Consider the following 14,810-nt stretch of genomic DNA (forward strand, 5'->3'; position numbering starts at 1 on the left):
CTTGAATTGGTTTACAACTAAACAGAGAATCTAAAACCTTTCTCTGTGTCAACCTTCCCCTTACCTCTATTTCCCCTCCCAGATGTATTTCTGTTCCCGGGAATGTTTTTGCCACTGCATATATTCGAACCAAGGTATCGGATGATGCTCGATTTTTGTATGGAAAACGGAGGGGAACTAGGCATGGCACCCTATCCAAAAAATTGGATTGGCTCAGGCCTTCCTCCCATCCCAGAAGTTGTAGGTTATGGGCATATCATCCAAAAAGAATCTCTTCCCGATGGAAGGTCCAATATCATTTTAGAAGGAATTGGAACCGCCGAGATCATCAGTTTAGATTCTACGGATCCCTTTTATATTGCCCAAATGGTTCGCCGGGAACACGAACGAAATAAAAATGTATCGGAAAGTTTGAAAGAAAAAATTGAAGAGTTACTTGTTCTCACCAAACGAATCTTACTTGCGGAAGGGGCAGAAGAAGATCTTATCTTAAAAATGAACCAGATCTTAGTTCATCCCTATCCTGTTGATTTTATTGCATCTCTCATCTACTTCGATTTTAAAACCAAACAAACCATTTTAGAAACCACTCATTTAGAAACCAAAGCAGACCTTTTAAAGACGGTTCTCCTTGGTCTTAATTTGAGTGAGTAGATGGTTTTGTTTTTAACTCAGCCACCAAAAACAAAAATTCAGGTAAGTCTGTTGGATTTTCGCGAAAGAAAACTCTTGGATTTGCCTCTTTCGAATTCAAATATAGATAACTGGAATTTTCTTTCCTGATATAAGCCCTTTCCAAATAATGATTGGTTTGCGAATAATGTAAAAAATCCTTCATCAGATCACTAATGGCAACATCACCATCACTTTGTTTGTCGGTGGCAGCAAAAAAAACAGAAGTAGATTCTTTATCTTGTTTTTCCCAATGGAACTCGGTTGCCCAGTGGCCTTTGCCACCAAACTCCGTCAATGGTAAGGTCACATCAGAAACCAGGTTAGGAATAAAATCCTTGGATTCCCAAGGAACTCCTTTCCCTAAAAAATTCACTTTTGCGAGGTAGGTCTTCCAATGTTTGGATAAACCTTGTACTTGGAGTTTAGGTAAGGATAAAGATTCCCGTAGAAAACCACGTAAGGTCAAAAATCCAAGGAAACCTAAATGCACCTGCGAAACTGATTGGAAGTCCCAGACTTCTTCCTGTTTCAAGTGAGATAAAAACAAGGAATCCATCGCATAAAAGTCCTGGTGTTGGTAGGGGTAAAAAACGCCTGTAGATGGGGAAACTAAAGATCCGTCCGATCGATTCACAATAAGAGTATCGACTGGAGGAGAAAAACAGAAGAGTAAAAACCGCCCGCAAAGTGCGGGCGATCTAGAAATTTAAACTCTCTTAATCAGCAGCATACAAAGTTGTGATTTTATCTTTGTATTTTTCTGTGATCAGGTGGCGTTTCATTTTGAACAGGTTTGTCAATTCATCACCCACTTCAAACGGTTTGGTAATGAGGATAAACGGAGTTACTTGTTCAAAAGACTTAAATCCAGTTTTGGTATTATTAAGGGCTTTGATTTCCTTTTTGTAGAAATCAAGAACCTTCGGGTGGTCAATGAGTTTCTGTTTGTCCGTCTCAGAAATCCCATTTTCTTTTGCCCACTCGGTCAACTTGTCAAAATCAGGCACCACAAGGGCTCCCAAATTCTTTTGGTCTTGTCCAATGACCATACACTGGGCAATGAAGGGAGATTCGGTGAGTTTGTCTTCGATCGGAACCGGTTCGACGTTTTCTCCACCAAGAAGCACCACGGTATCTTTGGCACGACCAGTAATGGTTAGGGTCTTTTTGAAATTGAACATTCCAATATCTCCCGTATCCATCCAACCGTCCTTTAGAACTTTCGCTGTGGTTTCCGGATTTTTGTAATATCCTTTCATCACTTGTGGTCCACGAATGTGAATCACACCACGAGCACCGTATTTACCAGAGATTAACTTTTGGTTGGCGTCCACATGAGTGAGAACCTTTCCCAAATCATCCCGAATTTGTACGGATGTTTCTGGAGTGATGAGACCCACCGATCCTTGGACTAACTTTTTAAAAGTTCTTACAGAAATGACCGGAGAAGTTTCCGTCATTCCATAACCTTCTAGTACGTTGATTCCAATATCATTGAAGAATGCATCTACGTGTCTTTGTAATGCACCACCACCGGAAACAGAAGCTTTGAGCTCCCCACCAGTAGCTTCTCTAATTTTAGAAAGCACCACCAAATCAAGTAGGAAGTAAGGAACTGCTAAAACAATGGCTAAAACCAAATAGTAAAACCCTTTGAAGAGAGAAACGATTGGGTTTCTTCCTACATAGTCGACTTGGTTTCCTTTTAAAAACCTTGTGGCAGCATTGAAATGTTTAGAGAAAAAATAAGCCAAATTGAATAGACCACGACGGATCGCCGGAGTTTGTTTTGGATCATTGATTCTCGTATAAATTCCGTTATAGATACTTTCCCAAAGTCTTGGAGCAGATGCCATAAACGTAGGTTTTGACTTTTTCATGTCATCACGAAGGTCTCGGACATTGGTATAATATGTAGCACAACCAGCAGCAATGGCTAAGTATTCAAATACTCTTTCGAATACGTGCCAAACAGGAAGGATGGACAACATCCTTTCATCTTCTTTGATTTCAATCATATTACCGAGAATGACAGAAGTTTGGTGGATCATGTTGCTATGTTTCAACATCACACCTTTTGGCATCCCAGTGGTTCCAGAAGTATAAATGATCGTAAATAGGTCATCAGGAGCAATGGCTTTCATTCGCTCTTCTGCTTTTTTAGAACCCTTTGCACGAAGTTCCTTTCCTTTTTCAATCAGGTCATAGAGTTTTAGAACACCCGTAGCCGTGGATTTTTTATCCATAACGATGAGGGTCTTTGCAAATTCCAATTGCGAGCGGTTCTTTTGGAATTTCTCGAGCATTTTGTCATTCTCAAGAAACACAACTTTTGCTTCACAATGGTTTAGAATATAAGCGATTTCTGAATCGGTAATATCCGTTCCTCTCGGAACATCTGCTGCACCGGCCATAAGAATTCCATAATCGGAAACAATCCATTCCAATCGGTTATCGGCAAGCAAGGCAACATTCTCTTTCGAAGAAACACCCAAATCAATGAGAGCTTCAGCTAAGTTGATACCAAGATCATATACTTCTTTAAAAGTGACGGGTTTATAGGACTTAGATTCGTCTTTACTAACGAACGCGGGGCGGTTCCCAAATTTTTCAGCACTCTGCTGGAAGAGTTCGGGCAAATTGGCTGGCATTATTCTGACTCCTTTCTCAAAAGAAAACGTAAAAAGGTATCTTTAAAGGGACTTTTTTAACGAACATGAGTCAAGACATTTTCAATCTTGTCATCGAATTCAATAGAAAATCAAAATGTTGTTTCGCATTGCACAATTATGGCAGTTCCGACGCAGCCCATACATGGGAGCGAATGACAAGGCCAGAGAGGTCCGATTCAACAAGTCCATACTGCCTATACACGATTTTACCTGACCTGTCAAAGACCAGCAGGCATGGAATTCCCTCTACTTGATAAAAATCTGTCATTTTCCAGTCTTTATCAAGTAAGGTGGGGTAATTCATTTTCAATCGTTCCCTATCTTTTTTGATTCTTTCTATCGGTTCTGTGGTATCCGTGTTGATTCCTCGAAACACAAAATCTTTATCCGACACAGAGGCCTTCCACTTGTTGATGGTGGGAACTGCCTTTGCACAAGGTTCGCACCAAGTTGCCCAAAAATCGAGGACAACTACTTTGCCTTTAAAAGAATCCAATTGTTCTTTCCCTCCTTCGAGAGTGGCAAGAGGTTCTGGATAAAAATCACTGCCTGTCCCTTCTGGTTTACAAAAAAGAAGAGAAAGGATAAAGATCAGATAAAAGCTGGATCTAAGGTTGAAAAAAGCCTGGGTCATCATATTTGAATTCACTGATTTATAATTACTTTTCCAATTTTGACGAATGGAATGATTACGTAAAGGGAAACTGGAGTGGAAAAGGAATTTCTATGATTCCGTCCACAATACAACCTTATGAAACAGGTGATGAAACAACCGTTACCTGGAAAGCAAACCCCAAGGAAATCAAATCTCATTTCAAACGGGGTAAGTTAGAATTTTCTCTGATTTGGTTACTCGAATCAGAAGTTCTCTGCGATAGAATCAAACTCGTCGCAAAAAATGCGGATTGGGAATGTGAAATCCAAGCCATGACAAAAGACCGGTTTCATCTGCATGTACTCCCCAAATCAGATAAATCTAAAATTCTCTATTCTGGGGTTGTCACCAAAAAAAAAGGACTATTCTCCTTCCTCTAAAACTTTACGAAAGACCTCTTCGGTAATCTTTGCCGCATTCTCCCAAGTAAATTCCTCAATCGATACCGCCGGTAGTGTTGGATGTTCAAAGAATTTTTTAATGGTTTCTGCCCAAAGTTTTGCATCTTCTTTGGTTTGGTAAGGAAGATAAGTGACACCTTCTTTTCCAATTTCATGGAAGGTAGGAATGTCAGAAACAACACAATTTAATCCATGAAAGATAGCCTCCACCATTGGAATTCCAAACCCTTCATATTTGCTCGCAAAAGCAAATAAACCAGCTCTTTTGTAGAGATGTTGGAGTTCGGAATCGGAAACAGAATCTAAAATATAAATGTCGTTGTACAAAGCACGTTCTTGTAATAATTCTTCGATAAACTCAGGCGATTCCCAACCAATTTTCCCAACAATCACCCAAGGTCGGTAGTGGTGCGGGTCTTTTTTTCGATACTCCCGAAAGACATTTAGTAAAAAGGGATAGTTCTTTCTTGGTTCAATCGTGGAAACAGATAAGAGAAAATCGGTACCTAAATCCTTCACTCGGCTAGAAAGTTTTGTTTCCAAAAGTTTTGTCATCTCCTTTGGATTCACACCAGGGTATGACACTCCCGTTTGGTCCACGGGGTATCCAAACTTACGACACATATCATCACTTGTTTGTTTGGAGATCGAAAGAACAAAACTCGATCGCCTAACAGAATAACTTTGAAAAAGTCTCTGTTGCACTTTTGCAATCCAACGCATTGTCTCTGGATATAAGTATAAAACCAAATCACAATAGGTAAGAACAGCCAGTAAACGTCGGGGCAAAAACGGAGGCAATACTTGTTGGGATCCCCAAAATAGATCCAATCTGTTTTTTAGTAAATAAAATGGAATGTAGAGGTTGTAATACAACCCTCCTTTCCATTTCAAAAAACCTCCACCAGAAACCCAGGTTACATTGGGAAGGTCTAAAACCGTCTTATGGTCTTCATGAATCGGCAAATGAGAAAATAAAAAGAAATCATACTCGTCTTTATGTGGGAATGCTTTTAAGGTTTCGGCAATGAGTCTTCCCACGCCTGATACCCTTGTGGACAAGGGTCTTGCATCTAAACCAATTCGTTTGGTTTTTACCATCGTTCCTTTACCTTAAGGGATAATTGGTGAAAATCAATTTTGGATTCCAAATAATTGACTGCGCTTTTTTTTCCAGCAACCAAACCAAAAGATAGAGTTTGTGCTTGGTTGAATTGATATCCTTTTTCCTTCAAAGGGAAACAAGTGAAGTTCTCCTCGTCCAATAAAGCAATCCCACCACAAATATCCCATTCGTTCTTTGGCTTTAAAGAAACAATGAGATCTATAAAACCAGCCGATAGTAGCCCCAGTTTATAGGCGATACTCCCCATGGAACGAATTTCAAAATCTTCATGCCAAAAAGAATCAGAAAATAATCCTTCTTTCATTTCAGATAAGGATACAAGTAGGATCGGTTTACTGGCAACAGGTTTCGATTCCTCTAACGGGTGCAATACGGAACCGCTTTCAACAACTAAAATTCGAAAGTTTTCTTCCGTGGCAAAGGGGGCTTGTAACTTCGCAAAAAATGTATTTCGATTTTTGGAAAAAAACTCACCTGTTGCTGGATTGAAGATCACTCCCCAAATGGCTTCGCCGTTTCGAACAAGACCCAAACTAAGAGCAAACTGATCGTTTTTTTTAACAAACTCACGAGTTCCATCAATGGGATCTAAAATCCAAACCCATTCCTTGTCCAAACGCCTGTTTGTATCAGTTTTTTCTTCTGATAAAAAACCATGACTTGGAAAACGTGCAGAAATTTTTTCGAAAAGGAACTCACTCGCAAACAAATCCGCTTCTGTAACAGGATCATTGCCACCTTTATCACGAATCTGAAAGTCCGTTTTATAAATAGAAAGGATTGAGTCTCCAACCGATAATACCCACCGCCAAACTTCCCTAAAATCTCTTTCTTCCATTCCGTCCTTATCGAGAAAACTAATTCTTTTTTTCTTCTTTATGAGCGTTCGAACCTAGGTCCAAACCGTCCGGTTTTTCTAAGACAATTTCTTCTGAAGGAGAAGTTACGTATGTCTCAGGGTCTACAGGAAACTGATATTGAAAAAAATAGTGCTTATACTTTACAAAAAAGGTATTGGTCCCTTCCGGACGTTCTGTTTGTAAATCCTGGAATTTTAAGTCTTTTAAATCTTTTTTTGGATTTGTTAGACGTTTTGAAAGTGTACTGCGAACAGAACTTACCATATTGGTTTCAAAATTCTTTTTTTTCTGTTCCTCGGTAAGTTTTGGATTTCTAAGGTAGTCTTCTAGTTTCGTAAACTCTTCCGCCAAACCAGAGTTTTGTTGTGCATAAACAAAATTCACCGGCAATAATACTAAAATACTTAAAATCCAAACTCGTTTCATTGTCATTCCTCTTCTAGTTCATGAAATTATCTCTAATGGTGTGTATGCCAATAAGAATTTTTTATCCAAATGAGAACCAAAGCGCACTTCTACCTTCCGGTTATCTCCTGATCCTGAAATGGTTAGGATTCGGCCCTCTCCGTAAACTTTGTGACGCACCTTAGTTCCCACTTGGAAGTTCCCATCCCCTGTTTTTGCAAGTACGGTTTCAAACTTTTCTTCTGATTTTTGAAACCTTTCGGCTCTTGGTGTAAATTCAGGCCTTCTTACACCATAACGGTTTTCAGTAAACTCACCTTCTACAAATTCGCTAGGAAGTTCCTCTAAAAACTGAGAAGGAAGTCGGGCTTCGATTTCTCCAAATTTACGGGTAAAACGTGAAAAACTAATCTCTAAATTCTTTCTGGCCCGAGTGATGGCAACATAGGCTAGTCTTCGTTCTTCTTCCAGTCCATCCGCTGAATCAATCGAAAGAAAATGGGGGAATGTGCCTTCTTCCATTCCTGCCATAAATACATGATGGAATTCTAATCCCTTTGCGTTATGGACAGTCATAAGGATGACATAGTCTGGTAAGTCTTTTGTATTGTCTTCACTTGTAATCAGAGAGATGTTACCTAAATATTCTTCGAGTGTGGCCTCGGGATTATTTTCTTCGAATTCTTTGAGGGCATTTACAAATTCATTTAAGTTGGAAAGTCTGGAAAAAGAATCTTCAGTTCCTTCATTTTCTAAAAACTCTCTATATCCGGAATGCTCTAAAACATCATAAGCAATTTCCGATGGAGTTTTTTTCCCAAGGTCTTCCATTGCCGATTCAAACATTCGATACAAAGAAGATAATTTTTGAGAGGTCCCTTTTTTTATCTCAGGAACGGCCTTACCTAAACATTCGAATAAAGAAAGACCTTCGTTTACAGAATGAGATAACAATCGGCTAACAGTGGTATCTCCAATTCCCCTTGGCGGTGAATTAATGATACGCAATAGAGAAGTAGAATCTACGGGGTTTACAACAACCGAAAGATACGCAATTAAGTCCTTCACCTCTTTTCTATCAAAGAACCGAAACCCACCAAAGATCTTATAAGGAATGGCTTTTTTTCGCAATGCTTCCTCAAAGTATCGGGACTGCGAATTCGTTCTATAAAATACAGCAAAATTCGAATATTTCTGTCCCCTTCTCACTCCCGATTGGATTTTTTGAACAATCCCTTCGGCTTCTTCCAATTCATTTTGGTAAGAAGTGAGTTTGATTTTATCCCCCATCGGGTTTTCTGTACGCAGAGTTTTATTGGTTCTTTGTTTGTTATTTGCAATCAGAGCAGCCGCAGTTTCAATAATCGTTTTTGTAGAACGATAATTCTCTTCCAGTTTGACAACCACTGCATCGGGATAGTCTTTTTTGAAATTTAGAATATTCGAAATATCGGCTCCGCGCCAGGAATAAATGGACTGATCATCATCTCCCACTACACAAAGGTTTTTGTGAAATGAAGATAAAGATTGAACAAGGTGGTATTGGATTTTATTTGTATCTTGGTATTCATCTACCATTATGTATTTCCAAAGCCTTTGGTATTTTTCCAAAATCACCGGAAAATCACGAAACAAAATCACCGTTTTTAAAATTAGATCTCCAAAATCTAAAGCATTTCTTAAATCTTTTCGTTTTTCATATTCTAAGAAAACTGATGCAATGGTTTTTGTATAAGAATCATCTGCCTTTTTTTTAGCATATTCCTCGGCAGTCATAAAGGAATCTTTTGCGCCCGAAAATGTATTAGCTAAACTTGAGGGTCGAAATTCTTTTGTATCCATATCTTTGGATTTCAAAATTTCTTTGATGAGTGACTCTTGCATATCACTGTCATAAACAGTAAAATTGTTCCCAAGGCCCAAAACTTTCCCTTCTCTGCGTAACAAATACAAACAAAGGGAGTGAAAGGTGCGAACAAAAGGTTCGCTGTTTCCTTCTGGCAACAAACTCCTGCAACGAATTCGCATTTCTTCTGCGGCTTTGTTGGTAAAAGTAACCGCAAGTATTTGGTTGGGATAAACTTTATGATTTAAGATAAGGTTGGCGATTCGGTAGGTAATGACTCGAGTTTTACCGGAACCTGCTCCTGCCAAAATCAGAAGTGGCCCGTCAACTGATTCTACAGCACGTTTCTGCTCGGAATTGAGTCCAACTAACTCCACTTAGAATCGCATATCCCCAATACCAAAAACAAATTGGAAGCTATTATTATCTGGATACAGACCAAACGGACGATCTTCTACCCCTGTATACCGGATCCTTTGTGCAAAATACAAACGAAGTGGCAAAACAGGAATTTGAATTCTAAGTCCAAAACCCCAAGAAAATCGGAAGTTCGACATAGATAGGTTTTTACTAGAAAGGACCAAGTTCCCTGGATCATTGACAATCAGAGGTGATTCGGGAAGTTTTTGACCATAGGAATTATAGTTTTCATAAAGATAGGTTTCCACCGGATCGGACGCTCTTTGTGCTTGCACCAAAGAATCATAGTTCTTAAAAAACTCCCTTCTTTCCCCAACGGCTCGGTTGATCTGTTCATACATAGCACCTGCATCAAAGAAAATAACAAACCAGAGTAACGATGGTTCGATGGGGAAACGCATTTCGGAAGTAAATAAAACCCTACTCGAGGCACCATCTTTCCATTCATCAGGGTAGTATTTATCATCAAAAAACCAACCACGAAGAGATTCATATCCCCCGAGGAACAACCGGTCTTGCACTTGGATGTAAGGAATTCTTTCCTTATCTTGATTTTTATACTTAGGAGTCCTCTCAAATGTAAAAACAGATGAGGTTCGGAATTGTTGGACCACGCGCCACCGCCTAAGAGCATTTTTGCGGATGAGTCCAAAAAATGTATAATCGAACCAAGTATGATAGTATTCCAAAATAGGACTAAATTGGTCAAAGTGGGACTCGCCCCCGAGAAACTGGCCCACATTGTCTACAGAGAATATTAAATTAAAACCTTGAGTCGAATTGAATACGTTATCTCTACTATCGTAAGCAATTCCATTGGTAAGTTGGGAACGAAATTGCCATCCACGATCTACCTCAGCTAATACTTGGTCAGATACAAGTGAAGTGGGTCTAGTCGATGCAAAAAATGAAGGAGAATAACGATGGAAGTGTGTCCAGTTAATGAGAAACCGATGTCCAAGCCCCGCGCTCACACCGACCCCTGAACGTTCATAGGAAGCTACTTCTTTAATCCCTTGGTTGTTGTTCTCCGTGATGGAAGTGGCTCCCACAAACAAAGTTCTGGAAGAATAAAAAGCAGAAAGAGTCAGTGACCAAGGTTTATCCATAAACCATGGTTCAGTCCAGGATATTTGCAAATAACGTCGAATAGGTCCAAACTCCACACGACCCGTAATTTGTTGCCCCGAACCATTCAAGTTATTTTCACCTAACTGAGTAAAGATGGAAAAACCGGTAATGGTTCCGTATCCTCCCCCCATGGAGACCGTTCCAGTAGGTTGCTCCACAAGTTCAATGATCAGGTTCATTTTGGTTTCGTCAGAACCCGGTCTCATATTAAAGTTTACTTCTTTAAAATAACCTAAGTTAAAAATACGTTCCCGTGAACGGTTCACAAGAGTTGAGTTAAAAAGATCGCCCGGTTTAAAAAGAAGTTCTCTTCGAACCACCCTATCTTGCGTTTTTTTATTTCCCTTGATGATAATATTTTCAATAAATGCTAAGTTATTTTCACGAATTGTAAAATCCACGTGAATGAATTTTTTTCCTCTTAACTTCGGTTCATCGTCATAAATTTTTCTTAACTTAGCGACATTTAGCCGGTTGTATTCCTCACTACAGTCGGAAACTGCATCCGCACTTCCTCGTTTATCACAATTTTCATAACGTGATAGTGAGGCATCACTTAACTCTATGACTTTCCTACGAGGAATCACCTGCGCAAATAAATAACCTTTCGCAGAATAGGCTTCGTTGATAGAGGCCCTATCTTTCTGGAATTTGGTTTCATCAAAAACTTCGCCAATATCTGCCGGAGCAAACTCAAATTGGTCCTCTAAATATTTGATCGGATAAACCGGGGACCATTCTTCTTTTGGAGTTCCGATCGGATTGTTTTCTTTGTTTAAAAACTGAGGCATCCCATTAGGAGCAATCGTCATATCATGGTTAGCCGTATATCCGTTATAAAAATACTGTTCTCCTTCACTAATCTTGAAGTTAACAACAACAACACGTTTGTCTTTTTTCTGCGGATTTTCCCAGCGAATTTCCCAATTGGTTCCTTCGTTACTGAGTTCGGCATCGACATATCCTCTGGATTTTAGGTAAGCAGCAATTTTTTGTTTATCAGACTCAAACGCAGATTCCTTAAACACACCCGATTCAATAATCCCACTTTCCTTTAAATCCATAATACCTTGGATATCATAGGTATCGATTTCACTATTGCCGAAGATATTGATTTTACTAACCGGGATTTCTTCGCCTTCATCGATGATGAATTTCACTTTAACCGTGTTCGTATCTGGATTTACTGGCTCTGTTTCAAACCGAACATAAGCGAGAAAAAAACCTTCATCCCGATATTTCTTTAAAATCACTTCTTTCGAAAGAGTTACTTTCTTCGGAGTGATAACTTCATTTTCTTTTAAAGGAATCTTATCTCGTAAGTCAGAAGGAAAAACTTCATCGGCCCCAATAAAATCAATGTCCTTCACCCGAGGTCTTTCTTTAACCACAACCAGGATTTTTACGCCATCTCCATCTGCTTCCCCTTGGATATCAATATGGTAAAAGAATCCAGAAACAAAAAGAGCGCGCATATCCGCGTTCAAAAGGCCTTGAGAAAGCTGCATTCCTGGACGCATGTCCATTAAATCCAAAATATCATCAGAAGAGGTATTGATATTCCCCTTAAATTCAACTTTGGTGATTACTTTATCTAAATATACAGAGCGGTTCGACCAAAGGGATACCCACTCTGCCGAAACTAGTAAAAGGAGAGATAAAACAAATAGGCTTAAGAATTTTATTTTTTTTCGAATATTCAAAAAATCACTTAGTTGTGCCCTTTACCATTGCTAAGTTAAAGCGACTAACACCCGCAGCATTGACTGCATCGATTACCTTAACCACAACTTGGTAGGACGCACCACCATCTCCACGAATAATGACTTTGTTTTTTTTAGGATCTCTTTCTTTTTCAGGGCCGAGAAACCCATTAATTTTTTCAGTAAGGCCTTCTAACGGAACTGGCTCCGAACTTTGATCCAAATAAATTTTTCCTTGTTTATCAACAGTGATGACTAACTCATCCTTTTGTTTTTCTTTAGCTACGCTTGAAGAACGGGGTAACTCTACCTTAAGAGCAGTATTTTTTTCCAATGTAGCATTCATCAAAAAGTAAATCACGATAAAGGAAATCACATCGATGAGAGGGGCAAGTTCGATGTTATTAAATGATTTTTGCGCTTTGCGAAATTTCATTTCGTTTGTTTATTTGTTTAGGTGTGGTAACACCAAATCAGTTACGTTTTCCATTTCCGTAATTCTTTCCTCTTTCATTCGAGAAAAAAGATTATAAAAAACGTAAGCAGGAATGGCGATGGCAAGACCCATGGCAGTGGTAATCAATGCCTCTGAAATCCCAACTTCCGCACCTTGGGTTCCTGCCCCTTCTGCAAAGGAACGAACAATCCCGATGACGGTTCCAAGAACTCCGAGTAATGGACCAATCGTTGCAATGGTTCCGAGACCAGTTAGGTAACGTTCCATCAAATAAATTTGCCTGAATCCTTCTTGGCGGATGTCTTCTTCCCAAAACTGAATTCCCCGACGTTTGAGATCAAATGCCATGCGAAGGAGAACCGCTGCAGGAGACTGTACATCTTGACCGAGTACATCTTTTGCCTCATCCCATTTTTGTTCACGAGCGAGTTCTCTAACACGACGGAAATGGTCTTGTGGGATCGCTTTTAGTCTCCAGTAATAAACAAGTCGTTCCACGATGATGGTAAAACCAACGATGGATACAAAGATGATTAAGATGGGAATGGTTTGCGGAGGAACCGAGGAAATGATTGAATCTGATTTGGCGAAAGGAAAAAACATGAATGGGACCCCATTGAAGGATTACGAATAGAGTTTTCAGTCTTCCCTTTTTCGCCAAATACTATTTTTACAGAGCTACCCTGCTTTTTTCATGAGTAGATCTGTGGCTGCTTTTAGCACCGCAGAGGTCAGCTGTTTGCCACCAATCATTCGAGCAAGCTCCCTTTTCCTTTCCTCAAAGTCGAGAATCGATGCAAAGGACACAGTCCTTCCACTTTCTTGCCGTTTTTCGATCTTAATTTGGTGATCTCCTGCTGCAGCCACCTGCTGAGTATGTGTAATCAACAGAATTTGCGAGTTTCGTGCTAGTTTTTTAAGCTTTGTTGCCATTGCTTCTGCCGCTTCACCCCCGAGTCCAGTATCCACCTCATCCAAAACCAACATTTGGGGAGAGGGAGCTTGTTTTCCGAGAACACTTCGAAGGGCAAGCATCACCCGAGATAATTCTCCACCGGAAGCCACCTTACGAAGGGGACGAGGTTTTTCTCCTGGATTGGCACTAAAATAGAATTCAATTTGGTCAAGGCCAGATTCAGAGAGAAAATAGGATTTGGATCCTTCTTCCACTTCCCCTTCTGGATTCTCTTCCCAACGAAGAACCACTTGGAGTTTTCCGCCCTCTAGGCCCAGATCAGCCATTTCCTTTTGGATATCTTCTTCAAATTGCGAGATTACATTGCGGCGTAACTTGGATAGTTGGAATCCGAGTTCTTTCATTTCTGTTAGGCATTGGTCTTTTTTGATTCGTAAAAAATCTTCGTCCCCTGCTTGTTCATTCCAACGTTCGAGTTCGGATTTTTTTTCTTCGAGTAGAAGATTGATCTCGGCTAGACTGACATTGTACTTTTTCTTTAACTTTTTAATCTCTTGGAGTCTGGACTGTACCATATCCAATCTCTCCGGACTAAAGAAGAGTTCCTCTTCTTCTTCCCTGATGACAGATTTGAGAGATTTTAATCTGTCATAGACTTCTTCCCATTCTTCTAACATTTCCTTTTTTTCCGGGATCAAAATGGAGACCTTCTGGATGGCATGGATAAGAGTCGGAAACACTTTTAAAATGGAATTTTCCTTCTCAGTCAATTCTTCTAAAACCAAACGGTAGTTCTCTGCTAGTTTTTCTCCATTGGCCAAAAGAGATTCTTCTGTAGAAAGAGTCTCATCTTCTCCTTCTTTGGGAGAAATGGATTCAATCTCTTCAATTTCATATTCGAGGATTTCTTTTCTTTTGAGCATGGTACGTCTTGTTTCTTCAAAATCGGAAAGCTTTTGTTTCCAATGCCGATATTGTTGTAATGCCAATTTGAATTTGTATTTTAAGGACTCCAAATTGCCGTAACGGTCTAAAAATTCCAATTGGTTGGATTTTTCGAGTAAGAAGAGTTGTTCGTTTTGGCAATGGATCTCAGCCATTGTTTTTCCAAGTTCTCTTAAATGTGTGGTAGAGGCTAAACTTTCCCCAATTTTCACTCTAGCCTTCCCATCTTTCATCAGTTCTTTAGTAATAAGAATTTCATCTCCCGTATAACGAAAACCTTGTTCCATCAAATAATCTTTGGCCAAATTTTGACCAGTAAGAGATAGGACTGCCTGTAAAGAATACCTCTCTTTTCCTTGCCGGATATTGGCCGTAGAACAGCGCCCTCCAAACAGAGAGGCCAAGGCATCGAAAATTAAGGATTTTCCAGCACCGGATTCGCCAGTAAAGACGGTTAAGCCATCCGAAAGGGAAAGTTCAAGGGATTCGAAGAGTGCAAAATCTTTAATTTTCAAATGTGTGATCATATAGACTCCTGTTTGCTATACATACAATTACTACTTAACAAAAAAGTAGTCAATGAAATTTTTTAGAAATA

13 protein-coding genes are annotated in these 14,810 nt (G+C 39.6%); 2 read left to right on the plus strand and 11 right to left on the minus strand.

Translation table 11 applies throughout. The features are described from left to right. Positions 1–102: 102 nt before the first annotated feature. On the plus strand, positions 103–654 hold the full coding sequence (locus JWG40_RS01495) for an LON peptidase substrate-binding domain-containing protein (RefSeq protein WP_232369114.1): 552 nt from the start codon (positions 103–105) through the stop codon (positions 652–654). Here JWG40_RS01495 and JWG40_RS01500 read toward each other — a convergent pair. The 3 genes from JWG40_RS01500 to JWG40_RS01510 form a co-directional block, all read right to left on the minus strand. Beyond that, on the minus strand, positions 638–1,309 hold the full coding sequence (locus JWG40_RS01500; RefSeq protein WP_205284114.1) for an LIC11631 family protein: 672 nt from the start codon (positions 1,307–1,309) through the stop codon (positions 638–640). The genes JWG40_RS01495 and JWG40_RS01500 overlap by 17 nt on opposite strands. 82 nt (positions 1,310–1,391) lie before the next feature. Continuing rightward, positions 1,392–3,326: an AMP-dependent synthetase/ligase gene (locus JWG40_RS01505; protein ID WP_205284115.1), complete on the minus strand. Its 1,935-nt coding sequence runs from the start codon at positions 3,324–3,326 to the stop codon at positions 1,392–1,394. A gap of 136 nt (positions 3,327–3,462) precedes the next feature. Further along, positions 3,463–3,984, minus strand: a complete 522-nt coding sequence (locus tag JWG40_RS01510) for a TlpA family protein disulfide reductase (protein WP_205284116.1) — start codon at positions 3,982–3,984, stop codon at positions 3,463–3,465. 2 nt (positions 3,985–3,986) lie between these two features. Between JWG40_RS01510 and JWG40_RS01515 the strand changes: the two genes are divergently transcribed. After that, complete coding sequence (locus tag JWG40_RS01515; RefSeq protein WP_232369102.1) at positions 3,987–4,382, plus strand: hypothetical protein; 396 nt, start codon at positions 3,987–3,989, stop codon at positions 4,380–4,382. Here JWG40_RS01515 and JWG40_RS01520 read toward each other — a convergent pair. From JWG40_RS01520 to recN, 8 genes are all read right to left on the minus strand, one after another. Continuing rightward, positions 4,365–5,504 (minus strand): glycosyltransferase family 4 protein, encoded by a 1,140-nt coding sequence (locus JWG40_RS01520; protein WP_205284117.1) that lies wholly within the window; start codon positions 5,502–5,504, stop codon positions 4,365–4,367. The two genes, JWG40_RS01515 and JWG40_RS01520, sit on opposite strands and share 18 nt — an antisense overlap. After that, positions 5,498–6,367 carry a 3'(2'),5'-bisphosphate nucleotidase CysQ gene (locus JWG40_RS01525; RefSeq protein WP_205284118.1) on the minus strand — a complete coding sequence of 290 codons (870 nt, stop codon included), beginning with the start codon at positions 6,365–6,367 and terminating at the stop codon, positions 5,498–5,500. The genes JWG40_RS01520 and JWG40_RS01525 overlap by 7 nt, the downstream gene beginning before the upstream one ends. Positions 6,368–6,386: 19 nt before the next feature. Beyond that, positions 6,387–6,815, minus strand: a complete 429-nt coding sequence (locus tag JWG40_RS01530; RefSeq protein ID WP_205284119.1) for an LIC11625 family surface-exposed protein — start codon at positions 6,813–6,815, stop codon at positions 6,387–6,389. A gap of 18 nt (positions 6,816–6,833) precedes the next feature. Next, the gene (locus JWG40_RS01535; RefSeq protein WP_205284120.1) at positions 6,834–9,017 is read right to left on the minus strand and encodes an ATP-dependent helicase; all 2,184 of its coding nucleotides are present in this window, start codon (positions 9,015–9,017) and stop codon (positions 6,834–6,836) included. Beyond that, positions 9,018–11,894, minus strand: a complete 2,877-nt coding sequence (locus JWG40_RS01540; protein WP_205284121.1) for a BamA/OMP85 family outer membrane protein — start codon at positions 11,892–11,894, stop codon at positions 9,018–9,020. It lies immediately after the preceding gene. Positions 11,895–11,898: 4 nt separating this feature from the next. Next, positions 11,899–12,330 carry an ExbD/TolR family protein gene (locus JWG40_RS01545; protein ID WP_205284122.1) on the minus strand — a complete coding sequence of 144 codons (432 nt, stop codon included), beginning with the start codon at positions 12,328–12,330 and terminating at the stop codon, positions 11,899–11,901. A gap of 9 nt (positions 12,331–12,339) precedes the next feature. Then, a complete protein-coding gene (locus tag JWG40_RS01550) occupies positions 12,340–12,954 on the minus strand; it encodes a MotA/TolQ/ExbB proton channel family protein (RefSeq protein ID WP_205284123.1) in 615 nt (204 codons plus the stop codon). Positions 12,955–13,029: 75 nt separating this feature from the next. Continuing rightward, positions 13,030–14,739, minus strand: a complete 1,710-nt coding sequence (gene recN, locus JWG40_RS01555) for a DNA repair protein RecN (protein ID WP_205284124.1) — start codon at positions 14,737–14,739, stop codon at positions 13,030–13,032. Positions 14,740–14,810 lie beyond the last annotated feature (71 nt).

Source organism: Leptospira abararensis, assembly GCF_016918735.1.
Taxonomy (GTDB): domain Bacteria; phylum Spirochaetota; class Leptospiria; order Leptospirales; family Leptospiraceae; genus Leptospira_A; species Leptospira_A abararensis.